Raw genomic sequence first — 21169 nt, forward strand, 5'->3', positions numbered from 1 at the left:
TGGCAGCTAAAGTGAAAGTTAATGATGGCTATCAGCTGTGCGCGCGTGGATCGAAGGCGTCGCGCAGCCCATCGCCGATAAATGAGATAGCCAGCACGATCCCGGTCAGGACGATCGTGGGGAAGAGCGTGTCCCAGGGAAAGACTTCGAGCACCGAAATGCCATCCGCGATCATCAGGCCGAGGCTGGAGCCGGGGTGGGTGACGCCCAGGCCGAGCAGACTCAAGCCGGCCTCGCCGATAATGGTGCCTGAAATGTTCATGGTAGAGGTGACGATCACCACATTGATGAGATTGGGGATGATGTGCCTGAGCATGATGCGTATATCGGGTGTGCCCGAGGTCTGGGCGGCCTCAACAAATTGCTGCTGGCGGATCTGCAGGGTCAGCCCACGCACGTAGCGCGCCATCAGGGGCCACGAGACCAGCGAGAGGGCAAACGAAACAATGACCAGCGAGGCATTACCATTGCTGAGAAAGCCTCCGACCAGTGGTAGCTTTGCGAAGTAGTCATTGGCGGTGGGACCAAAGACGCCGGTCAGCAAGATAGCGAAGAGCAGGCCAGGGAAGGCAAATACCAGGTCGGTTAGACGGGCGAGCAGGGTGTCGATCCAGCCCCCATAGTAGCCCGCCAGTACGCCGACGGTGACGCCCAGGCCGACATCGACCACCTCAACCAGGAAGGCCACGGTGAGCGAGATAAGCAGGCCCTGCATCAGGCGGGCCAGCATATCCTGTCCCAGGGCGTCTGTCCCCAACCAGTATTGCGCCGACGGTCCCTGATTGACCTTACTCAGTTCCTGGTGATCGTAGCTATGATAGACCGCGGGCCCGATCTTGCCCTGCAGATCGCTATTGTAGATGCCACCGATATGGTGATAAATAAGGGGTCCAAAGAGTGCCAGCAGGATTAAAAATATAATGAAGCCCAGGCTGACCATGGCGCGTATATCGCGGCGAAGATGCTGCAGCGCCGCGCGGGTGGGTCCTGGATGCTTCTTGCGCTCCTGCTTTTGTTGTTCTGGCTCCAACTCCTCGATAGTGGTTGGTGTCTCAACTGTTGTATCCTCAGACAGGGCCGGCCCATCGAGCGCCTCCTGTCCGAGCACCTCTGGCGCGGGAGCCAGGTCATGGTCGGTGCTGAGTGTCTCTTCTGCCTGCAGCTCGGTAACAATCTCAACCATCTCTGGCGTGCCGGACGCTGACATAAGCGTTTCAGCATGGGGCTCGTGCGCTCCTAATTCATGATTCTCCTTCATCCGTCCTCCTCTATCCTTTTCTAGTTGCTGCTATGCTTATTCGGTTTTGATGCGTGGATCGACAACTCCATACAGAATGTCTGAAACGAGGTTGCCGAGAACGACGCCGATAGCGACCATGATGGTCGTTGCCTGAATAACGGGATAATTACGCTGAGAGACGGCTGCAACGGTAATATTGGCGATACCTGGAATATTAAAGATATTCTCGATAAAGAACGAGCCGGTAACAAGTAGTCCCAGTAAGAGGCCGACGGCGGTAATCAAGGGGATGATCGCGTTACGCAATGTGTGGCGATAGATAACTACTTTCTCGCGCAGACCCTTGGCGCGGGCAGTGCGCACGTAATCCTGGCGCAGTACTTCTAGCATGGTGGTACGGGTCAGGCGGGCGTAGTAGGCGTAGCCAGCCGCTCCGTAGGTCAGGATGGGCACCAGCTTGTACTGGATATCGCTCCAGGTATATTGCCAGGGATCGCCCCAGCCGCTGATGGGCCAGCCAATGCCAGATTTGTCGATCCACAGCAGCAAGATCTGCACAAATACGGCCAGGATGAACGAGGGGAGGGCGTACAGAATGAGGGCGATACTCATGTTGGTGGTATCGATCCAGGTGTTGGCTTTGATGGCGGAAACAATACCAATGGGAATGCCCATCAGAAGCGTGACAATGGTTCCCCACAATGAGAGCTCGACCGAGATTGGCACACCATCTTTGAGGATATCCCAGACGGCCCGCTGTTGAGGATGGAAGGAGGTGCCCAGATCGAAGTGGGTCAGTCTGATCAGGAAGTTGAGGTACTGTTGATACCAGGGGAGGTCGAATCCGTAGGCGTGGCGGAGCTGCAGCCAGATTGTCGGATTGAAGTGGTCCCCCATCGATTCTTTAATTGGATCTCCTGGTGCCAGGTAGCCCAGGATAAAGGTAATGAATGTGACGCCGATCAAGATAAAGAATAATCCGATCAGGCGTTTGACCAGGAATCGAGTCATGCCATGATCCTCTGCTATGTATGGGATGCTCACACGAGAGCGGGGTAGCGAGACGAGCAAGCCCGCTACCCTTTCCCGCGTGAGCATCACAGGATGTCGCTTTAACGCCGAACGTCCTTACTTGGTGAAGTAGACGTTGGCCCAGTCATCGGTGGCCATGCTCCCCAATGGGAAGAGCTTCCAGCCCTTCAGCTTGGGATTGAGCAGGTAGCTGTAAGAAGACTGGTAGGTGGTGATGTAGGGGACATCATTGACCAGCTTCTGCTCGGCATCCTGATACATCTTCATGCGCGCCGCCTGATCGGTGGTGACGTCGGCCTTCTCCAATTCGGTCTGTACCGCCTGCTGATCGGCGGCGTTGGTGGACTTGTTCTGCCCATAGTTGAAGGTGTTATTGGCGGAACCCTTATCGAAGAAGAGGGTGGTCCAGTCCTGGGGGTCCAGGTAGTCGGTGCTCCAGGAGCCGTACCACATCTGTAACGGACCCGTCTTACCGACGGTGGCGAACTCTTGAGCGATCAGGTCGTTGCCCTGTACGCCCTGCAGTTTGACGTTTAGACCCAGAACCTGTTTCCATTCGTTGGTGACCGCCGCCATCGTGTCGGCACCGGCTTTGTAGCTCAGGGCATAGGAGAGGGTGAGGGGTGGCACGGCGCTGACACTGCTATATCCCTCTTCCTGCAGACCCTGCTGGAACAACTGCTTGGCTTTGGCCTGGTCACCGGCTGGTGTGGTGATGCCATCTGGGCCGATCAAATCTTTGTTGTAGCCAGGGATGCCATTGGGGATGATGTGATAGCTGGGGGTGACAGATGGACCAATGATGTTGTTGACGATCAGGTTGCGGTTGAGGGCCAGTTCCAGAGCCTGGCGAACCTTGATGTTGTCCAGCGGCTTGACCAGGTAGTTCATGCCGATGAAACGGCTAGCCAGGGCCGGCGATGTCTGATAACCGGGTAGCGGTTTGTTAGCCGCATCCAGGGCCGGTGGCACTGGCGCGAGATCGAACTGGCCGGCCTTCATCGATTTGAAGGTGCTGTCGCGGTCGCCGGTGATGACCTCGTCGAGCTCCTGCAGTTTTGGCTTCTCTTTATAGTAGTTTGCATTGGGGACCAGCACCAGGCCGGTGTTGTGGCTGTAGCTTTTGACCTTGAATGGGCCATCGCCGGCACCCTCTCCCAGGTGGTCAACCCATTTGGCACCATATTTGGTGGTCAGGTTTTTGTTGACGACGAAGGAGGTGGAGTAGTTCAGGGCCTGCAAGAAGTAGCTGGCCGGTTTGCTGATCACCAGATCAATGGTGTTGGGATCTTTGACGATGATGCTGTCACCGATCAGGGTTTTGATCTTGCCGCTAGAAAACTGGCTATAGTCTTTTAGCAGGCTTAAATAACTGCTCACCTCTGATTTGGTGGCTGGATCGATGGCGCGATTGATGCTATATGCTACATCGTTGGCGTCCAGCTTCGTCCCATCACTAAATTTCAGGCTGGAGCGAAGTTTAAAGGTGTAGGTCAGTCCGTCGCTAGAGACCTGGTGCGACGCGGCCAGCTGATCGTGGATGTTGCCCTGATCATCGGCGGAGACCAGACCGGTAAAAATAAGATTGATCGGGTCTCCCAGACCACCGGCGGTCAGCGCGGGATCGAGCGAATCAAAGTCGCCGCCAATCACCGGCTCACGTAACACCTGTTTGGATGCCAGATTCGACGGCGCATTGGTGCTGCCTGTAGAGCCCCCTCCACATGCGGACAGCAGGACGACCAGAATTGAAAATAGGCTGGCCATTCCGAGCGTCACAGATTTCTTGCGGAAGTGATGCATAAAGCCTCCCTAGTCTGAAAATAAAGTAAAACTAAATACTTGTATAATGATATACGTACCATTCAACCAGTAACTCTCAAAAAACATATGAAAAACCTGCAAATCTATTCCAAGAGATTTTTATCGCATCTTCTTCAATTTCTGTATTAAATCGAGCTACTTTTTGATATTGTTGATCAATAAAATCAACAACAGTTTTAAAATATTATGCAGTAAGCATCCTATGTTGTCAAGCTTCTGAAACAGAATGAGTCACACCTACATTATACCATGCATATTGAAATGCTATGATCTTTTTACAGCACTATAAATAATATTAAGATATTGTATGGAAAAAACAAGTAAAGCTCGTTTCTTCCATACAATATCTTAATATTATCTGAAGACCGAGAGGTGCAGATTTGGAAAGGTCGCGCTATCGACGCTCAGGTAAGGTGTCTTAATAGTCAGGTTGAAGAACTGCTCATCAGCGCTGGTAATCCTTACGCCGAAGCGGGCATTGGTCGAGGTGATCTGGTTCTGGACATGGAGCACCGAGGCGGACAGGGCCTGGACGTCGGTTCTGGTCCCGTACAGGCGGGCCGGAGCGTTGCGGTCACCCGCTGTTAGCAGGAAGGTGACGGTTCCCACAACGGGCAGGCAAACCTGTTTGGAGATGCGCAGATTCGTGGCCGTTGCGTTATCGGTGATGATGGCGACTGGCACGTTATTGCCGAAGTTAGAGAGTCCCAGCACCAGTGTGCTATTTCTCAGATCAAATGCGTCGGCCTGAACGGTAAAAGGCACCGGAAAATTGGCGGCGATGGCGATATTGCCGTTGGCCGCCTGCCAGAGCAGCCCCCCAGCAGCAAGAAGGCGACCAGCAAGACCGGCCAGAAGATCTTGCGTTTGACGCTGCCAACCGTGATGACGTCTGCTGGCGCGTTCTCGACCGGCAGGTCCGATTTATGGGCGAAGCCGGGATGTACGTGTTGCATGTGATGACTCCTTGGTTTATGTATGTGATGCCGCCGGGCGGAAAGGCCATCTCCACCACTTTTTAGGATGGGGGCGGCGCGCGTGTTCTTCTCGCTGGCGGTTGTACTCCTCCATCGTCAGCGTGGTGTTGCGCCAGGCGACTCCATGGGCGCCGCCAATGATGCCCAGCAGCATACCGAGACCGAAGCCGCCCGCCGCCGCCATCAGCGAGACGAGCGCGCAGATGATGGCCAGCGACCCGGTCACCAGCGCATAGGCGGGAAAGAAGAATTGTAGCGATCCCAGCACACACAGCATGCCGCCAACCAGCAATCCGGCCCAGATGGTATTGCCCGGTAGGAAGGCGAACTGCATCAGCGCCAATGGTCCCCAGAGCACCAGTATGCCGGCGCCGACAACCATCAGCGATCCCACCACGGGACGCCGCATCAGCCATAACCGGAGGAGCGACCGGGTAGTGCTCTCTATGACCACCGGTTCGCTTTGTTTCGGCTCCACGATCTCGGGTCGATCTTCAACCTCAACCACCGTCGTGCTGGTCGGCTTAATCCGATCCACCACAGGTTCTACCGCTGCTTTTTTCTTCACCTGCTGCTTATTGGGGTGCCGCTTTGTTGCCATGAATCGATATCTCCTTTTGGTCTGCTAATCTCACCAGGGGGTTAGTGTACAGAGATAACAACGCCCGGCAGTGTCGCCGCCTGCACAACGAGGAACGTCGCCTGGATCCGCACGTCGGTCAACGTCAGACTGAGAGTGCTAAGATTGCCAGACAGCCCGGCCGCTCCAACTGGACCTGTGCCGGTCGGCGCATTGCCTGCAGAGGCTGGCTGCGGTTGGCTCACTACCGGTGTTGCTTCTACCTGTGCCGCCCCGCCCTCAGTCGGCGTCGGCGTCAGTGCCGGGGTCGATTGAGCACCCACTGTGCCTGCAGGGGTGGCGATTGCCGTAGTAGCTATCGCCGCCCCAGGACTGGTGATGACGGTTGGTGCGCTATGGTCGATATTACTGATCGGCCCGTTTGGCTCCTGCGGCCTGCTCGCCGACTGTCTCGTAGCGTCTCCTATCTCCTGGGAATCTGATCCGTCATCGCTGGATGTCGTCGGTGTTGCGGAACCATTGCTAGCCGGAGACACACCTGTTGGTTCGGTTACAATATTGCTCTGTCCGGCGGAGGCGCCGGGTATCTGCTGCTTGCCGGATAGAATATCGGCTAGACTGGAGAAATTGCCCTGGGCCGAAGTCAGGGATACGATGTGCGCGCGCAGGCCGTAGAGCCGTGCGGGCTCGCTCCCGGTCGCGGCCGTGCTGAATGTAGTAGGCCCGGTGCCAGGGAGAAATACCTGCTTGCTGATCACCAGGTTAGTAGCGACCACATCCATAACAAGAGCGTCCGCCAGCGATCCTCCTTGCTGGATGACACTTTGATCTATGCGCACGTTGGTGATCGTGAACGTGCTGGCTGTAATGGTAAAGGGACCACTATTGTCAACCGTACCGGCGAACGCCATGTGTGAAAATATCAGGCGCGGGGAGCCCCATAACAGACAAGCAACACATATCGCCACCACATAGCGCGCAGGCTTGACGCGCCTCACCGCTATCATTGTATACACCCCTCCCTTTCCAATTCTGCTACCAAAATAAAAGTGTATAATCCATAATCGCGATATTTGAGCTTTTATTGAATAAATAGCTACAAATACGCCATGCCATGTATTTAAGCTTTGCACTCCGATATGTCGGCGACAAAAAAGGTGATCGACATCTTCAAATGATGTCGATCACCTTATATGATCTTTTACGTTTTGACCGGGTATAACATACCCTTTTGTTTCCCCACCGTAGGCGGGGAAGGAGAGAAGAGGAGCTTTTGGGGACTTGAGCATGCTTCCTGCATGCTCGCCCAAACCCCGGCAGGAGGGGCGCGCCGCCCCTCCTGCACCTCCCCGCTTTATACCTTCTTATTTCGTTAAAGATCATTGATGGTGATAAGGGCAGGATTATGCCCGGGTTAAGGCTTCATCCGCATCGATTGAAGTCGCGTCCTCGTTTTCTGTTCTGTCTTCGGGATTGGCCTGGGGCTCTTTGATGGCCATATCTTTGAGAAAGAAGGTTGTGAGCAAGGCGAGCAGGGAGAAGATCAGCACCGCGCTAAAGCCGTGCTGCAGGGCGCTGGCCAGCGCTGCCTTAGAGGCAGCGTCGGTTGGGAGATGGCCCATTAGATTGCCTGAGACCGTGCTGGCGATGACGGTGCCCACGATCGCGATGCCCAGTGTGGCGCCAACCTGGCCCAGGTAGCGCAGGGCCGCCGTACTGATGCCTAACTGGCTGGGTGGCAACTCGTTCTGGACCGCCACCATCGGGAGCGAGAAGAAGGGACCGATCCCGATACCGGTCAGAACCAGAATGCCGATGATCAGGCCTATGCCATAGGCCGGGGTCATCAAGGTGATCAGTAGCGCTCCGACGCTCATGATCAGCGCACCCGTCACGGCCACCACGCGATAGCGCCTCAACTTATTCAGTGCCATGCTGCCGAGAATGGCGCCAACAACCATGCTGACCGAAAAGGGAGTCATGATCAAACCTGCGTCAGTTGGCGCCACCCCCATCACGCCCTGAAAGAAGAGCGGCAGGTAGAGGGCCAATCCCAGCAGGACCATGCTCTGCAGGAGTGCCAGCCCGGCCCCGATCCTGAATACCGGACGGCTGAAGAGGTCAAGTGGCAGGATCGGCTCGCTGACGCGGCGTTCGGTGAACACAAACAGGATTAGCAGCAGGGCGCCCACGGCGATGGCCCCGATTACCTGCACCGAGGTCCGGGCCGAGATGTTGGCGCTGCCCCAGGTGAGCCCCAGCATCAGACAGATGGTGGCGGCGGCACAGAAGAGCGCACCCGCGAAATCGATGTTGCGCAGCGACCTCCAACCATTCCACTTCTGCGTATGATCCGACAGATTAGAGGGCAGGAAGATGAGCAGCGCGACCAGCGCGATCAGTCCGATTGGTGCATTGATATAAAAGACCCAGCGCCAGCGCGTGCTCTCGGTGACCAGGTTGCCCAGCAGTGGACCATGTTCGGCCAGCCAGCCGCCACAGGTGGGACCAAGCAGATTAGAGACGCCATAGACGATGCCGAAGAGGCTGCTCCACTTGGCGCGCTCGGCCGGCGGAAAGAGATCCGCCATCACGGTCGCTACCAGCGCCATGCCAATACCGGCCCCCAATCCCTGCAGCCCCCTGAAAATGATCAACTGAGTCATGCTCTGAGAGGCACCGGCCAGCACCGATCCTATCAAGAAGAGCACCGTACCAGATAGTAAAAACCACTTGCGACCAAACTGATCCGACAGCTTGCCTACAATAGGAATCATGGTCATCGAAGCCAGAATATAGGCTGTTGCCACCCAGCTATAGCGATCCAGACCGTGAAGCTGCGCGATGATGCGTGGCATCGCGGTTCCCACGATCGTCTGGTCAAGCGCCTCCAATAATAGCGTCAGCATCAAGGCTATAATCACAGATACCAGCGCCATACCGCGCAGGCGACCCTTCTCCTGAAATTCAGCCGTCACTGATGCAGTCGTCATCGTGTATCCCTCCAATGTATCTACCCACATGGGCAGATGAATAAATCCAATCCTTTAACGTTTCTCATACTGAAAGTATATGCTAAAACCAGGACAAGAACCGCCCTTGTTTTATTTGCAGCCGCACGGAACAATAGAACAGCGCTCGTGTCCAACAGTGAGATCTTCGGGAACTCGGCTCTATCCAGGGAAGAGGAAAGAATGCGACTTTTGTCACTGCATGTATGGCCTGCGGAACGGTACACTCTCAAAAAGAACAGGTGTGGAAAATGAGGAGGCTATCTTTGGAAAAGCACATCTCTGAGGGATCTCTTACGACACGAGGGAAGCATTCAACACGCGGGAGCGGTTATCAACAGGTATCATTCGCGCAGATTGCGCTGGTTTTTCGAGCCGCGCTCCTGCTGGGAGCCGGGGGCGGCTTTATGCTGGCCTGTGTGCTCACCGTGACCAGTATGGTCGGAGTGCAACTGGGACCCTGGTGGCCTGCCCTGGCACAGGCACATGGCAACCTACAGGTATTCGGGTGGGCCGGGCTGTTTGTCGTCGGAGTTTCGCTGTACTTTTTACCACGCCTGCGTGGTGCCCCTCTGGTTGCTATCTGGCCAGTGCGCTGGATCGTTGGAGCACTGGCTGTGGCGCTCTGTGTGCGTGCCCTTGCTCAGCCGTGGCTGACAGTAGCCGATCAGCCCATCGTAAGACTCAGCCTGGTGGGCAGTGCCATTCTGGAATGCCTGGCTCTCTGTGGCGTCGTCCTCCTGCTCGGGCTGATGTTCCGCCGGGGACCAGCGCTGGAAAAACGTCCAGCGTTTGGTCACACGTTGCCCTTGATTGCTTGTTCGTTTGTCTGCCTGGGCCTCTGTGGAGTGATTAATCTGGTGAATCTGTGGCAGATGACGGGAGGGATGGTCCCCGCGACGGGTGATCGCTTGTTTGTGACGTTGGGTTTGTTCGGCTTTTTACTGCCGATGACTCTGGGGATGTCAGCACGCTCGTTACCGATGTACGCAGGGCTTGACGCCTTTCCTCCACGGCGGCTTGTGTCTCTATCGTTTGCCTATATCAGTGGCCTGCTCGTGTTCTGTGCGGGTATCCTGATGAACTGGCAAGAAGCGGAGGGCGCAGGCATGGTAATCATTGGGGGCATCCTGATCTTATTTGTCTTTTTATTCCTGCGTACTATGCGTGCGCGGGGCAAGCTGCCACACAAGGTGGCACGACTGGCTCCTGAACCCGCAAAGCTCGCGCAGGCGTATCGGACACGCGTGTCACAAGAGCGTAACACCTATGGGCCTTTTGTTGCACTGGTAGCCAGCGCGTATCTCTGGGTGCTCGTTAGCGGCATCTTTCTACTGATCAATGGCGTTTCTGACCTGCTTAGCTTCGCTGCACCGCTAGCTGAAGACGCGCTTCGCCATAGTCTGACCATTGGATTTGTAAGCTTGTTGCTATGCGGTCTGGCCCCGAGAATGCTCCCGGGTTTTTCTGGCGGGACTATTCGTTCGGCCAGGCTGGTCAGTGTGACGCTGTGGCTGGGCAATCTTGCCGCGCTATTACGCGTTGGCTCACTGCTCTTTTCCCCGTGGCTGACGATAGGCCAGCTGAACCTGAGCCCGTTGGCCTTTGGTTTCTCAGGCATCCTTGGCCTGGCGCTAGCGCTTTGCCTGGCCATCAATCTCTGGCCTGCCCTCCGTCCTGCCAGCGCCTCAGGCTAAGTTCGTCCAGCAAGCAAGGTTTTCATGCAAGGATGTAAAAATGTGTGCCCGGTGCGCATTTTTACATCCTTGCATGAAATTGATAAAATACAGATGTCTCTCTACGAGAGATATTATTTTCGTTGCCGACAGATGATATTGAGGGAACAATGTATACAAACGTGCAGAGCTATCAGGTGTTACAGCGCGATGCTGACGATAAGGCGCGTGTGCAGACGAGCAATGGAGAAGTGATCGAGCTGGCCGTGGGTGGTCCCTATACGGTAGGTGAAGCCGATCATGTGCTGGTTGGCGATCTCTGGGTGCTCGCCGGGCAGAGCAATATGGAGGGGATCGGCGACCTGATCGATGAGGAGAAGCCTTCGCCATTTGTGCATTCGTTTCAGTCGCGTGAGCAGTGGGCGCAGGCCGAAGAGCCTCTTCACTGGCTGAACGAGTCACCACGCCTGGTCCATCATGTTTTGTGGGGGTTCGATCGCGTGCCGGAGTCAATACCAGAGCGTGATCCACAGCGCGTCAAGGGGACCGGCCTGGGCCTGGCCTTCGCCAAAGAGCGCTACGCCCGTACCGGCGTTCCCGTTGGTCTGATCCCCTCCGCGCATGGCGGTACCTCGATGCAGCAGTGGGATCCCCATCTGCGCGACCAGGGTGGCGCTTCACTGTATGGTGCCCTGTACGAACGTGTGAAGGCCGTTGGCGGCAAGGTGTCCGGCGTCCTCTGGTACCAGGGCGAGAGCGACTGCAATCCAGAAGGAGTCGAGCACTATCACCAGCGCATGCACACCCTTGTTCAATCGTTGAGAAGCGACCTGGACAATCCCGACCTGCCGTTCTACTATGTGCAGATCGGTGGCTTAATCTCCGAAGAGGGTCCCGAGGGCTGGAACGGCATCCGCGAGTTGCAGCGTACCTTTCAGCATGCCGAGCCAGGGATCGCCATGGTCTCGGCCATCGACCTGGAACTGGACGACCTGATCCATGTCGGCACCCAGGGTCTCAAGCGCCTTGGCCGCCGCCTGGCCGACCAGGTAGATGGTCAGCGCACCCCCGACGTTGTAGCGGTGACACCTGAACTGGAGCAGATGCGCATCCACATCACCTACCGTCCCGTACGCGGCGGCCTGCGCTCAACCGGACGTCCAGCAGGCTTCTCGCTGCGCGATCGTGATGGCCGCGAACTTCCCCTCATCCACAAAATTACTCTGGATGGTGGTACCGCGACCCTGCGCCTGATCGCCGATGTCTTACCGGTTGATACCTATCTCTGGTATGGCTGGGGCCTCAACCCCTACTGCAACATCACCGATGGCGCCGATGCCGCCATCCCCGCCTTCGGCCCCTGGAAGGTATCGTAAGTATCCCTCACGGCTGCCGTTATCTTGATGGCATGCGTTAAACATAGCTTTTACGCATGCCATCGTGCAGAACTCTATATCCGCACGCCTCATAAAACGAGCGAGAGCCGTCGGCTGCCAGCAGATCCAGGCGCGTGGTGGGGTAAAGCTGATGGCACGTTTCTAACAGCGTACGTCCGATGCCAGCGCCACGCATGTGCTGGTCTACCAGCAGTTCGGCGATATACATAGTAATGGCGCAATCGGTAATAGCTCGCACAAAGCCTACCACCGCATCATCTTTTTGCGCCACCAGGGTCGGCCACGAGCTCTGCCACGCTCGCAGCGAATCGGCGGGACGCCTAACAGGCGAGGTCCACCCCTCCGCGCTGCTGAGCCGCTGAATCGCCAGAAAATCCTCCTCACTCCAGGCCCTGACTATGATCCCGGCAGGTATTTGTACCCGTGCCAGTGCAATCTTTACCTGTTGCTGTTGTTGCTCGAAATTATCCATATAGCTTGTATCCTTTCGTTGTCAGAAAAGCACATCATCCAAAATGTTGCAAACAGAGAACATCGGGAGCATCGTCACCCTCCCCAAAAACGAACGCCCCGTAGGGTCGACCTTCAACGGTCGACCGGGCTGCCAGCGCCAGCGACGGCAGCCCCCGTTCCCCCACGACGACGCTTCCCCTGTCTTCCACGCTCGCCCACGTGGTACCCACCCGCAACGTTGCGCAGGAGTACCCAAAAGTGAACGTTGCTTGCCGGGTACCATGTGGGGCGACGTGTTTTCCACGAGAAGCCGAACCGGCCGGGTACGTGGGCCGCAAGCGGCCCGGTCGACCGTTGAAGGTCGACCCTACAGGGGTGTTTCGTGTTTGAGCGAGCGTTTCGTGCTTATTGGGGTTATTCGTGTTTCTTTTACAAAGGTGTATTAAGCTTCTTAAGGTCTTAAATTCTTAAAGAGAAAGACTTATGCAGCCAAAGAGATGGTAGAGGTGTGGCAGACGAACGTTTATGCCCACCTGCCACACCTCTACACATCTTCTTTGTATCAGGCTCCTTTTTGCGCCAGGTATTTCTTGAAATAGGTCCAGGAGGTTTCATTGGGGCGCGTAAACTGGTCGGGTGCGTGCACATACCTGGGCTGGTGCTGCTCCACATAGCCACGTACGTCCGCCGGTAGCGCCTCATACCCCCGCTTACCTTATAGCCGCTGCACTGGTGTCTAACAGTTTTCAACATAAGCACATAAATATGTAATAAGAAGTAAATTTTGTTGTAAATATTGCTTATTATTGAAATAGAATACATTACGCCCCAATGTTATAGTATATTTCGATGCTCTAAAAGCTTGAAATTTGGCGCTCTTATATTTATACTATGAAATAGATGTGTAAGATTTCCCTTCTCCTCGAAGCTGTTGCCACTTTAACAGCCCTTTTTTAAGTGCCAGATTAGTATATTTTTTCAAGGAGGAAAATATGCTCAAAGGCATGGCGAGATATCTTCTTCGCATCGTAGCACCGGTTGTTCTTGTAGGTAGTCTCTTGTTCTTCTCTGTCCCAGCGGCATTCGCTGCCACCCACGCGTCACTTGTCGGCCCTAAATCTCATTATCTGGCGCTTGGCGATTCGCTGGCCTATGGTTTTCAGCCCGACCTCAATTTTGGCCATGGGTACGCGGAAGATTTTTATGCCAATCTCAAGAGCCATGGAGCCACAAGCTACGCCAACATGGGTTGTCCGGGTGAGACCACCACTTCGATGATCAATGGTGGTTGTACGTTCTCGGTTTTACGCAAGTTCCCATATATTGGTTCTCAACTTAATGCGGCCGTGTTGTATCTCGAACTCAATCCTGGTAGGGTCAGTCCAGTAACGTTAGACATCGGGGCTAACGATATGCTTAAGGACATCAATACATCAACATGTGCGGTCAGCTCGACCTGGGAGAGCGACCTGGCCACGGTGGATGCGAATCTGAGGCAGGTGATCTTACCGAGGCTGGCCGCGGCTATGACGGTGAATGGTCAGCGTAGCGGCGATCTCTTGCTGATGAACTATTATGATCCCTATCAGAACAAGTGCCCGGGCGAACTGCCATATGCCCTGGAGCTCAACCAGCATCTTGCGGCGGATGCCAGCGGCTACGCGACCCTTGTTGATGTGTTTACGCCCTTTGGTGGCGCGACGACCCCCAATCCCAATACCTGTGGTTATACGTGGATGTGCAGTCTGTTTCATGACATTCACGCCACCTCAACCGGTTATAGTGTTATCGCCAATGCGTTTGAGCAGACCGCTGGCTACTAGCCGTAGTTGCGTGGTCCTCTCTTCTGGTAATGTAGCCATGTAGCCATGCAACAACGTAGTCAGACTCCAATGTAGCTACGCGCGACCCGGTCAGGCCAACGAGGAGTGGCATACACATCCGGCCGGGTCGCGTCCCTCTCTTCTCACCAACCCCTAATGGTTTGAGCTTAGTCGGTTCCGTATGCTTCGGGTTGTGGCGCTTTGCGGACGGTTAAGAATGGGATGGCGCCGGTCGTAGAGACCCATGATCCCAGGATGATTAAGAGGAAGCCGGCGATGGTGGCGATGGTCAGGGGTTCTCCCAGGATCAGCACGCCGAGGAGTACTGAGACAGCTGGATTGACGTAGGTGATGACTGTGCTGCGACTGACCCCGACTTCGGTTACGAGGGCGAAGAAGGTTGGTAGGGCCAGGGCGGTGCAGATGACACCGAGAATGAGCAGACTAAGCAGTACGCCCGGGCTCGGTACGCTGCCAGGGAGCCGCGTCAGGATCAATGGCAGTAACACGATGGTGGTGACACTGCACTCTCCCGCCGCCACAGTTACTCTGGGCAGCTCAGCCAGGGAGCGGCTCTTGAGCATCAGGGCCCCAGTCGCGTATCCGGTGGCTGCCAGCAGGATCAATATAGCGCCAAACCACAGTTGCTGGTCGCCCCCCACGTCGAAGCCCAGCAAAACTATCAGCCCCACCATGCCGATCAGCAGTCCGACCAGGCGCAGCCCATTGACACGCTCATTCTTATCGAAGCCCAGCGCCAGTACGGCAACGATCAGTGGGTTGGCCGCGATCAGCAGGCTGGCAAGGGAGGATGAGACATGCTGCTCGCCATAGCTGATCAGTAGAAATGCGCCGACCATATGGACAATGGCGAACAGCAGGACCACTGGCCAGCGCTTTAGCATGGGTCGTAGCGTCTTCTGCCGAGCCGTCATCGGCAGTAAGATCATGGCCGCGATCGCGGCCCGCGCAAATACCACCACAGCCGGGTCCAGTTCGCGTACAGCGATCTTAATAAAGAAGTAAGGAATGCCCCAGAATACCGAGATGGCGATGAAGAGTAGCCAGCCTTTGCGTGTCATGATTTCTCCTGTATATGGTCAAATCATATAGTGTAAATATTTTTTATCTATGTTTCTGTCAATATAGGCTATGGCTGAACTTAAGGCAAGAGCCAATTCGGGTGAGCTGCATCATGCCATTATTGATAAGGGGTAATGTTTATGGAGAAGTGGGTTATTATATGTAGCAGAATTGTTATGTCAGGGGAAAAGGAAACCAGGAAGTTGTTGCCAAAAAAAAAAGAGCCGAAGGTCAGGATTGAACTGACGACCGACGGTTTACAAAACCGTTGCTCTACCACTGAGCTACTTCGGCTGGTGTTGTGGTCTCTCAACCACAGAAAGCAGTATACACCGTCATTTATGAGTTGTCAATACTTTTTTTTGAGGAATTTTCGTTTTTCTTCCCGGGCTGATCAGCATTTGAACTTTATACCGTTGTGTTTTGTTGGCCGGCGGCTAGTTGCATGATTTCCTCAGTAAATACTAATGTAAATTGAGCCATTTAACGAAACTACTGGGTTTTAACAGCCGTATCAACCTTGTTAGAATAAAATTTGTGATGTTCATAGCGCTGGGGGGATTTCTAACTATGCAGAACCTAAAAGAATTCACAATCATGAAAGAATATGATATACAGGATACTATATTGGTGGTAGAGGATGATGATAGTATTGGTTCGTTACTAATTGATGCACTTGAGATGGAAACTCCATATAATGCAGAGCTGGTAACCGATGGCTTTCAGGCTTTAAAGTCTGTACGAGAACAGAAACCCTGCCTGATAATCACCGATTATCGCTTACCGCATATGGATGGTCTGGAATTGTGTGATCGCATGCATGCTATGCCTGAAATAAATACTATACCGGTCATATTAATGAGTGCGTACCCGCCTATCAATGAGGCGCAGAAGCGTAACGTACTGTGTCTTCAGAAGCCATTTGAACTGGATGATCTTCTAGATACCATTGAGAAACTACTAGGATAGTGATCAAGATGACACTTTATATCATGTAAAAAGGATGTCTGACAATGACATCCTTTTTAACTTTGTCCATTTCCCCTGGTTGTCTCTATTCTTCCGTTGATCTTTTGGTTTCCTGATACACCTCATCCTGCTTATAGAGCGTTGCTGAGATACGCTCGGTGATCACGGGAGCCATATTATCCCAGTGTAGTAAGAAGTACAGGCTACGCAAGACATTTTTGGCGTTGGTAATGCGTGTCCAGGATACGACATCCAGGTCGCGTGAAATGGCGCACATATCGATCCATTCAGCGATAGCTTTATCATTGACCTGGTGCCCCAGAATAATATGATAAGGGATCTTGGCCAGGCGCAGATCTTCCTCATGATAGAGCGGCTCATCCAGGGTCGCCAGTTTGCTGACAATCCCCAGAACCTCCCGTCGATCCGTGCCAGTAGCGCGCGGATGCTGGGTGCATTCATCCAGGGCGTCCGCCAGGTGGGCCATGGCGTGTGCCCAGCCTTTGCCCTCGATATAGCCGCGCCAATCCTTTTCCTCCAGCGCATAGTGGAACAGCTTTTCTTTCACCATGGTAATCGTGGCGCTCGATAAATGCGGATCAAGCGAATCATTAAAGAGGATTGAGGCTATGATCAGACTGGAGAAGCTGCGCATGAAGACCGAGTCTGTACCTATTTCTCCGATCTGGTAAAAGAGGTGATCCTGGTCAAGCGCCATATTGAGGAGCTCTTCTAGCTGTCGCTGTGTTACTTTCTGTTGACTGATAATACCAGCTGCCAGAATAATTGAGCTAAGGTCGTCTCTCAACTCGGGATCGGGAGAGGCAAGATTAGCTAGCAGGGCCCGGGCAAAGCTAAAGTGATCAATGTCGTCTGGAATTTCGTAGTTGTTGGCGGCAATTGCCTGCAGGTAAGCTTTATTGGTAGCTTGTACTGTTACATCTTGCATGAAGGCTCCTTATGAATACCGTGTTCCATATTGTACATACGGGCTACACGTCCTCTATGGTGACAGCGTTGAGGATATTGATGCAAATGGGAGGAGGGTATAAATCATCCCGGATTTTTCAAAAATCCGGGATGATTTATATGTTATGAGTTCTGTGAATGTGGTTTTCGGTAATCAGGCGTTCCGATCGGTCTGGGTGGGAAGGGGACGCTGGTGCCAGTCTGTCATCTGCTGGTAGGCGTGTACGATGCGCAGTACGGTGGCCTCTTCGAATGGCCTGCCCGCTACCTGGAGGCCGATGGGGAGTCCCATGGCGTTAAAGCCCGCCGGAAAGGCGACGGTGGGGAGGCCTGTCAGGTTGAACGGCATGGTGATGCGCAGGTAAGCGGCGGCGGCATCCTCTGTTTGACCTTCGATCTCGACGGTTTTGCCAGCCTGGTCAAGCGGGATGGCGGGTATGGGAACGGCGGGGAGCACCAGGGCATCTACGCGCTGCATAAGGCTGCGCAGGCTACTGGCAAAGATGCGGCGCTCCTGCTGGGCGTTCAGATAATCTACCGCTGTAATGCGGCCACCCTCCTGTAAGCGGGTGCGTACCAGGTCGGTGTAAAGCTCGCTATGGGTGGGATACCAGCCCTTCTGGATGTGGGCCAGCGTGGCCTCCGGCTTCTGGATGGTGCGATAGAGATCCATGGTTGGGCGTGGTAGTTCGACGTTGATAAGCTCTATCCCTTCTTCCTCCAGCACGCGGCAGGCGGCCTTCCAGGCGAGCCGGACCTCGGGATCGAGCGGATCGACAAAGGCGTCCTGTGGCACGCCCAGGCGCAGGCCCTGCAGTGAGAGCGGCCCCCGGCCCTCGACCCCTTCGATCAGGGTAGTCGCCGGTCGGCTGGGTGGACCCGAGACGCTATTGGGATCGCGGGGATCGTATTTGGCGATGGCGTCAAAGATAATGGCGCAGTCTTCCGCGCTGCGTGCCAGGGGCCCTACATGGTCGAGCGACCAGCTCAGCGGGATAACGCCATGGCAACTGACGCGACCATACGTCGGCTTGAGTCCGGTAATGCCGCAGCAGGCGGCGGGAATGCGAATCGAGCCACCGGTATCGGTGCCGATGGCGCCCAGCGTCATGCCCGCAGCCACCGCGGCGGCCGAGCCACCGCTGGAGCCGCCCGTAGTACGCGTGTGATCCCAGGGATTGCGCGTCGGCGGCGCGTAGGGGCCATAGGCAAACTCAAAGGTGTTGGTGGTGCCGATGATGATGGCGCCCGCCTTGCGTAGCTGCTCGATTACCATCGCATCTTCACTGGCGATATTCTCGGCCAGCACCTTCGAGCTGGCCGTAGTGGGAATACCCTTGATGGCGATCAAATCCTTAATAGCGATAGGGATACCATGCAGGGGACTGCGGTAGAGCCCGGTGCGTAGCTCGCGCTCAGCTTGCTCCGCTTCCTGGAGTGCTTGCTCACGTATCACCGTTACGAACGCCTGGATCTCTCCATCGGTCGCGTCAATCTGTTCTAACGTCTCTAAGACCAGTTCCGTGGGGGTGATGATCCCCGAATGAATCTCGTCGGCGGCTTCGCGTATGGATGTATAAGGCATCGTTATCTACTCACTCACTTTTGCATTGTCATCATATATGATGATGGTCAGGGTAAAAAGCCTGTAATCTCTATTGTATCAGGGTGTAAACCTCTTTATATCATATAAAGTGAGCAGGTTGAAACATTAGGCATTTTGAAGCGGGGGCAAGCCCCGCACGTACTGTGATCCTTTCTCTTTTTGCATGACCTTAAATTGAAGGTATTGCCCCTGGACGCCGCTGATATAGATCATTTATCTTCTGGCTTTTTCACGACCTCCGATCAGCACGCCCTCTTTTGGAGCGGCTTCGATGGCGCGCGGCAGGCTGACCGTAAAGGTGCTCCCCTGTCCGGGCTGGCTCTCTACCGCGATCGTCCCATGGTGGGCCTGCACCGTCCAATCCACGATGGCCAGCCCCAGACCACTGCTGCCGCCGGCGTTGCGTACGCGCGCCTGGTCGACGCGGTAGAAGCGCTCAAAGATATGCGCCAGGTGCTCCTGGTCGATCCCGATGCCGGTATCCTTGATGGTCACGACGGCGTGGGTAGGAGTCGCGCGGACGCTCAGAGTGACCGAGCCGCCGCAATTGGTATAGATGACGGCGTTATCCAACAGGTTCATGATCATTTGGATCAGCCGGGTCTCATCTCCCAGGACCGTCACGGGCTCAAGCTGTGAGCGGTGGATGGTTACACCGTTTTCTTCCGCGATGGTGTCGGCGTTGGCGGCCACGACATCCGCCACCTGGTCCAGGCGTACCGGCTCGTGCTCTAGCTTGATTTTTCCCTCGTCTCCACGGGCCAGGGCCAGCAGATCGTTGATCAGGCGGCCGAGGCGTTCAGCCTCGATATTGACGTTGCGCAGGACCGAGATATATTCTTCACGCGTGGTGGCGTGGAGCAGCGCCACATCGGTTGTGCTGCGGATAACGGCGACCGGTGTGCGTAGCTCATGCGAAGCATCGGCGACAAAACGGCGCTGCCGCGAAAGGACCGTATCCAGGCTCTCGATCATTTCATTCAAGGTGACGGCCAGGAAGTGCACCTCATCGCGGGCTGCCGGGACCGGCACGCGCTGCTGCAGGTCGCCCTCTTTGATAGAGCGGGCCGTACGGATCAGATTATGAATAGGGGCGAACGCGCGCGAGGCCAGCCAGTAGCTGCCCAGGGCGCTGAAGAGAAGCACCACCACGCCCAGGACCAGCAGCTCTTCGGCCACATGATGCAGCATATCCTGTAGCTCGCCCGTGAACTGTCCCACCTGGACGATGGCGATCAACTGACCATCTTTAGTGACGGCACGGCTATAGATGCGCGCATTTTGATGCCCATCCAGCGTTGGCACGGTGGCCTGCCAGGGATCCCCATCCAGCGTCTGGGTGATGCTACTGGACGGTACGTGCAGCAGGCTAAAGGCTGGTGTGCTGCGCAATGGCTTTCCATGGGCATCCAGAATGCGAACCAGGATATCATCATTGACATCGGCCGCTGTAAGGTGACGGCTACTGGCATCCTGGTCAAAGCCTGGTAGCTCGCCGACCGATTCATGCATCTGGATGGTGCCATTTTCTGTGTAGATCTCTCCGGCGATCTGTTCGGCGCGGCTCTGCAGGGCGCCGTCCAGGCTGCCGGCCAGCGATGTCTGCAGATGTTTATAGAGGAAGGCGCTGGCGATAAACAAAAGGATCGTGAAGACGCAGGTGAACCAGAGGGTCAGCTGTAAGCGAATGCCTAGCGGCCAGAGAGGTTTTTTGATCAGTCTCATAGTGTTGGCTCCTTGAGTTGATAGCCAGAGCCACGTACGGTATGAATGACATCTGGTTCACCATCCGCGCACAGCTTGGTGCGCAGATAACGGATATACACATCGATTACATTGGAGAGGTGTTCAGCGTCATAGTCCCAGACATGCTCGGCGATCATGTCGCGGCTCAGCACGTGGTGCGGATGGCGCATCAGAAAATCTAACAGCGCGTATTCTTTGCTGGAGAGTGTCAGGGGACGATCTCCACGCTGGACCTCGTGGGTCCGAGTATCGAGGGCGATATCCATAAAGCGTAGCACCGGCGCCTGTGGCTTCTGGTCGCGGCGCAGCAGGGCGCGCACGCGCGCCTCAAGCTCCTGGAAGGCGAAGGGTTTGGTCAGATAGTCGTCCGCGCCCATATCCAGCCCTTTGATGCGCTGGTCTACTTTGTTCAGGGCTGTAAGAAAGAGGATTGGAGCTGTTTGTTGGTGCTCGCGCAGTTGCTGGCAGACCTCCCAGCCGTTAAGACCGGGCAACAATACATCCAGAATAATCAGATTGTATGGAAACTTGTATGCCCGCGCCAGAGCTTCTGGTCCCGTAGCCACTAGATCAACAAAGTAATTATTATTTTCTAAGCCTCGTTTGATATCTGGTCCCAGGGTGGGATGATCTTCGACCACTAAGATATGCACGCCAACGCTCCTTCGTAGAGTAACGATGTGAATCCCTTATCGTAGATATTGCCACAGTATCTCTACATTACCAGAGAAAAATGAGTTAAAGATGAAGTTTTATAGATCTTTCGACGTCAGGAATGATCGC

18 protein-coding genes, 1 tRNA gene and 1 pseudogene are annotated in these 21169 nt (G+C 55.0%); 4 read left to right on the forward strand and 16 right to left on the reverse strand.

The window, feature by feature from the left end:
• Nucleotides 1–31 precede the first annotated feature (31 nt).
• The 8 genes from AABA21_RS25270 to AABA21_RS25305 all read right to left on the reverse strand — a co-directional run bounded on the left by AABA21_RS25270 (nucleotide 32) and on the right by AABA21_RS25305 (nucleotide 8646).
• The gene (locus AABA21_RS25270; protein WP_338254510.1) at nucleotides 32–1258 is read right to left on the reverse strand and encodes an ABC transporter permease; all 1227 of its coding nucleotides are present in this window, start codon (nucleotides 1256–1258) and stop codon (nucleotides 32–34) included.
• A 36-nt stretch (nucleotides 1259–1294) separates the two neighbouring features.
• Nucleotides 1295–2251 carry an ABC transporter permease gene (locus AABA21_RS25275; RefSeq protein WP_338254511.1) on the reverse strand — a complete coding sequence of 319 codons (957 nt, stop codon included), beginning with the start codon at nucleotides 2249–2251 and terminating at the stop codon, nucleotides 1295–1297.
• Nucleotides 2252–2368: 117 nt separating this feature from the next.
• Nucleotides 2369–4075, reverse strand: coding sequence for a peptide ABC transporter substrate-binding protein (locus AABA21_RS25280; protein WP_338254513.1), 1707 nt, complete (start codon nucleotides 4073–4075; stop codon nucleotides 2369–2371).
• A gap of 375 nt (nucleotides 4076–4450) precedes the next feature.
• Nucleotides 4451–4810, reverse strand: a complete 360-nt coding sequence (locus AABA21_RS25285; RefSeq protein ID WP_338254514.1) for a hypothetical protein — start codon at nucleotides 4808–4810, stop codon at nucleotides 4451–4453.
• A 14-nt stretch (nucleotides 4811–4824) separates the two neighbouring features.
• On the reverse strand, nucleotides 4825–5052 hold the full coding sequence (locus AABA21_RS25290; RefSeq protein WP_338254515.1) for a hypothetical protein: 228 nt from the start codon (nucleotides 5050–5052) through the stop codon (nucleotides 4825–4827).
• A 16-nt stretch (nucleotides 5053–5068) separates the two neighbouring features.
• Entirely contained in the window at nucleotides 5069–5674 is a 606-nt protein-coding gene (locus AABA21_RS25295; protein WP_338254517.1) for a DUF6114 domain-containing protein, read from the reverse strand.
• Nucleotides 5675–5715: 41 nt separating this feature from the next.
• Entirely contained in the window at nucleotides 5716–6660 is a 945-nt protein-coding gene (locus tag AABA21_RS25300) for a hypothetical protein (protein WP_338254518.1), read from the reverse strand.
• A 396-nt stretch (nucleotides 6661–7056) separates the two neighbouring features.
• A complete protein-coding gene (locus AABA21_RS25305; protein ID WP_338254519.1) occupies nucleotides 7057–8646 on the reverse strand; it encodes an MDR family MFS transporter in 1590 nt (529 codons plus the stop codon).
• A 284-nt stretch (nucleotides 8647–8930) separates the two neighbouring features.
• Between AABA21_RS25305 and AABA21_RS25310 the strand changes: the two genes are divergently transcribed.
• Nucleotides 8931–10361 carry a hypothetical protein gene (locus AABA21_RS25310; protein WP_338254520.1) on the forward strand — a complete coding sequence of 477 codons (1431 nt, stop codon included), beginning with the start codon at nucleotides 8931–8933 and terminating at the stop codon, nucleotides 10359–10361.
• A gap of 149 nt (nucleotides 10362–10510) precedes the next feature.
• Nucleotides 10511–11716 carry a sialate O-acetylesterase gene (locus AABA21_RS25315; protein ID WP_338254521.1) on the forward strand — a complete coding sequence of 402 codons (1206 nt, stop codon included), beginning with the start codon at nucleotides 10511–10513 and terminating at the stop codon, nucleotides 11714–11716.
• A gap of 37 nt (nucleotides 11717–11753) precedes the next feature.
• Here the strand turns inward: AABA21_RS25315 and AABA21_RS25320 are convergent, their stop codons facing one another.
• Together AABA21_RS25320 and AABA21_RS39495 are read right to left on the reverse strand one after the other, a co-directional pair.
• Nucleotides 11754–12209 carry a GNAT family N-acetyltransferase gene (locus AABA21_RS25320; RefSeq protein WP_338254522.1) on the reverse strand — a complete coding sequence of 152 codons (456 nt, stop codon included), beginning with the start codon at nucleotides 12207–12209 and terminating at the stop codon, nucleotides 11754–11756.
• A gap of 543 nt (nucleotides 12210–12752) precedes the next feature.
• A pseudogene (locus AABA21_RS39495) lies at nucleotides 12753–12884 on the reverse strand (DUF1838 family protein); the annotation flags it as partial.
• Between the two features lie 298 nt (nucleotides 12885–13182).
• On the opposite strand from AABA21_RS39495, the gene AABA21_RS25325 reads away from it, so the two are divergent.
• Entirely contained in the window at nucleotides 13183–14013 is an 831-nt protein-coding gene (locus tag AABA21_RS25325; RefSeq protein ID WP_338254524.1) for an SGNH/GDSL hydrolase family protein, read from the forward strand.
• Between the two features lie 167 nt (nucleotides 14014–14180).
• Here AABA21_RS25325 and AABA21_RS25330 read toward each other — a convergent pair whose 3' ends face one another.
• Both AABA21_RS25330 and AABA21_RS25335 read right to left on the reverse strand, forming a co-directional pair.
• Nucleotides 14181–15095 carry a DMT family transporter gene (locus AABA21_RS25330; RefSeq protein WP_338254526.1) on the reverse strand — a complete coding sequence of 305 codons (915 nt, stop codon included), beginning with the start codon at nucleotides 15093–15095 and terminating at the stop codon, nucleotides 14181–14183.
• A gap of 223 nt (nucleotides 15096–15318) precedes the next feature.
• Nucleotides 15319–15390, reverse strand: a tRNA-Thr gene (locus tag AABA21_RS25335).
• A 303-nt stretch (nucleotides 15391–15693) separates the two neighbouring features.
• On the opposite strand from AABA21_RS25335, the gene AABA21_RS25340 reads away from it, so the two are divergent.
• Nucleotides 15694–16065 (forward strand): response regulator, encoded by a 372-nt coding sequence (locus AABA21_RS25340; RefSeq protein WP_338254527.1) that lies wholly within the window; start codon nucleotides 15694–15696, stop codon nucleotides 16063–16065.
• A gap of 85 nt (nucleotides 16066–16150) precedes the next feature.
• Here AABA21_RS25340 and AABA21_RS25345 read toward each other — a convergent pair whose 3' ends face one another.
• The 4 genes from AABA21_RS25345 to AABA21_RS25360 form a co-directional block, all read right to left on the reverse strand.
• The gene (locus tag AABA21_RS25345) at nucleotides 16151–17014 is read right to left on the reverse strand and encodes a DUF2785 domain-containing protein (RefSeq protein ID WP_338254528.1); all 864 of its coding nucleotides are present in this window, start codon (nucleotides 17012–17014) and stop codon (nucleotides 16151–16153) included.
• A 174-nt stretch (nucleotides 17015–17188) separates the two neighbouring features.
• Nucleotides 17189–18619: an amidase gene (locus tag AABA21_RS25350; protein ID WP_338254529.1), complete on the reverse strand. Its 1431-nt coding sequence runs from the start codon at nucleotides 18617–18619 to the stop codon at nucleotides 17189–17191.
• Between the two features lie 234 nt (nucleotides 18620–18853).
• Nucleotides 18854–20365, reverse strand: coding sequence for a sensor histidine kinase (locus AABA21_RS25355; RefSeq protein ID WP_338254530.1), 1512 nt, complete (start codon nucleotides 20363–20365; stop codon nucleotides 18854–18856).
• Nucleotides 20362–21039: a response regulator transcription factor gene (locus tag AABA21_RS25360; RefSeq protein ID WP_338254531.1), complete on the reverse strand. Its 678-nt coding sequence runs from the start codon at nucleotides 21037–21039 to the stop codon at nucleotides 20362–20364. Before AABA21_RS25360 ends, AABA21_RS25355 begins: the two co-directional genes overlap by 4 nt.
• Nucleotides 21040–21169 lie beyond the last annotated feature (130 nt).

Source organism: Dictyobacter halimunensis (assembly GCF_036245075.1).

Coding starts and splice junctions, on each gene's coding strand:
- AABA21_RS25270 (WP_338254510.1), bottom strand. CDS start 1,258: ATGAAGGAGAATCATGAATTAGGAGCGCACGAGCCCCATGCTGAAACG.
- AABA21_RS25275 (WP_338254511.1), bottom strand. CDS start 2,251: ATGACTCGATTCCTGGTCAAACGCCTGATCGGATTATTCTTTATCTTG.
- AABA21_RS25280 (WP_338254513.1), bottom strand. CDS start 4,075: ATGCATCACTTCCGCAAGAAATCTGTGACGCTCGGAATGGCCAGCCTA.
- AABA21_RS25290 (WP_338254515.1), bottom strand. CDS start 5,052: ATGCAACACGTACATCCCGGCTTCGCCCATAAATCGGACCTGCCGGTC.
- AABA21_RS25295 (WP_338254517.1), bottom strand. CDS start 5,674: ATGGCAACAAAGCGGCACCCCAATAAGCAGCAGGTGAAGAAAAAAGCA.
- AABA21_RS25300 (WP_338254518.1), bottom strand. CDS start 6,660: ATGATAGCGGTGAGGCGCGTCAAGCCTGCGCGCTATGTGGTGGCGATA.
- AABA21_RS25305 (WP_338254519.1), bottom strand. CDS start 8,646: ATGACGACTGCATCAGTGACGGCTGAATTTCAGGAGAAGGGTCGCCTG.
- AABA21_RS25315 (WP_338254521.1), top strand. CDS start 10,511: ATGTATACAAACGTGCAGAGCTATCAGGTGTTACAGCGCGATGCTGAC.
- AABA21_RS25320 (WP_338254522.1), bottom strand. CDS start 12,209: ATGGATAATTTCGAGCAACAACAGCAACAGGTAAAGATTGCACTGGCA.
- AABA21_RS25325 (WP_338254524.1), top strand. CDS start 13,183: ATGCTCAAAGGCATGGCGAGATATCTTCTTCGCATCGTAGCACCGGTT.
- AABA21_RS25330 (WP_338254526.1), bottom strand. CDS start 15,095: ATGACACGCAAAGGCTGGCTACTCTTCATCGCCATCTCGGTATTCTGG.
- AABA21_RS25340 (WP_338254527.1), top strand. CDS start 15,694: ATGAAAGAATATGATATACAGGATACTATATTGGTGGTAGAGGATGAT.
- AABA21_RS25345 (WP_338254528.1), bottom strand. CDS start 17,014: ATGCAAGATGTAACAGTACAAGCTACCAATAAAGCTTACCTGCAGGCA.
- AABA21_RS25350 (WP_338254529.1), bottom strand. CDS start 18,619: ATGCCTTATACATCCATACGCGAAGCCGCCGACGAGATTCATTCGGGG.
- AABA21_RS25355 (WP_338254530.1), bottom strand. CDS start 20,365: ATGAGACTGATCAAAAAACCTCTCTGGCCGCTAGGCATTCGCTTACAG.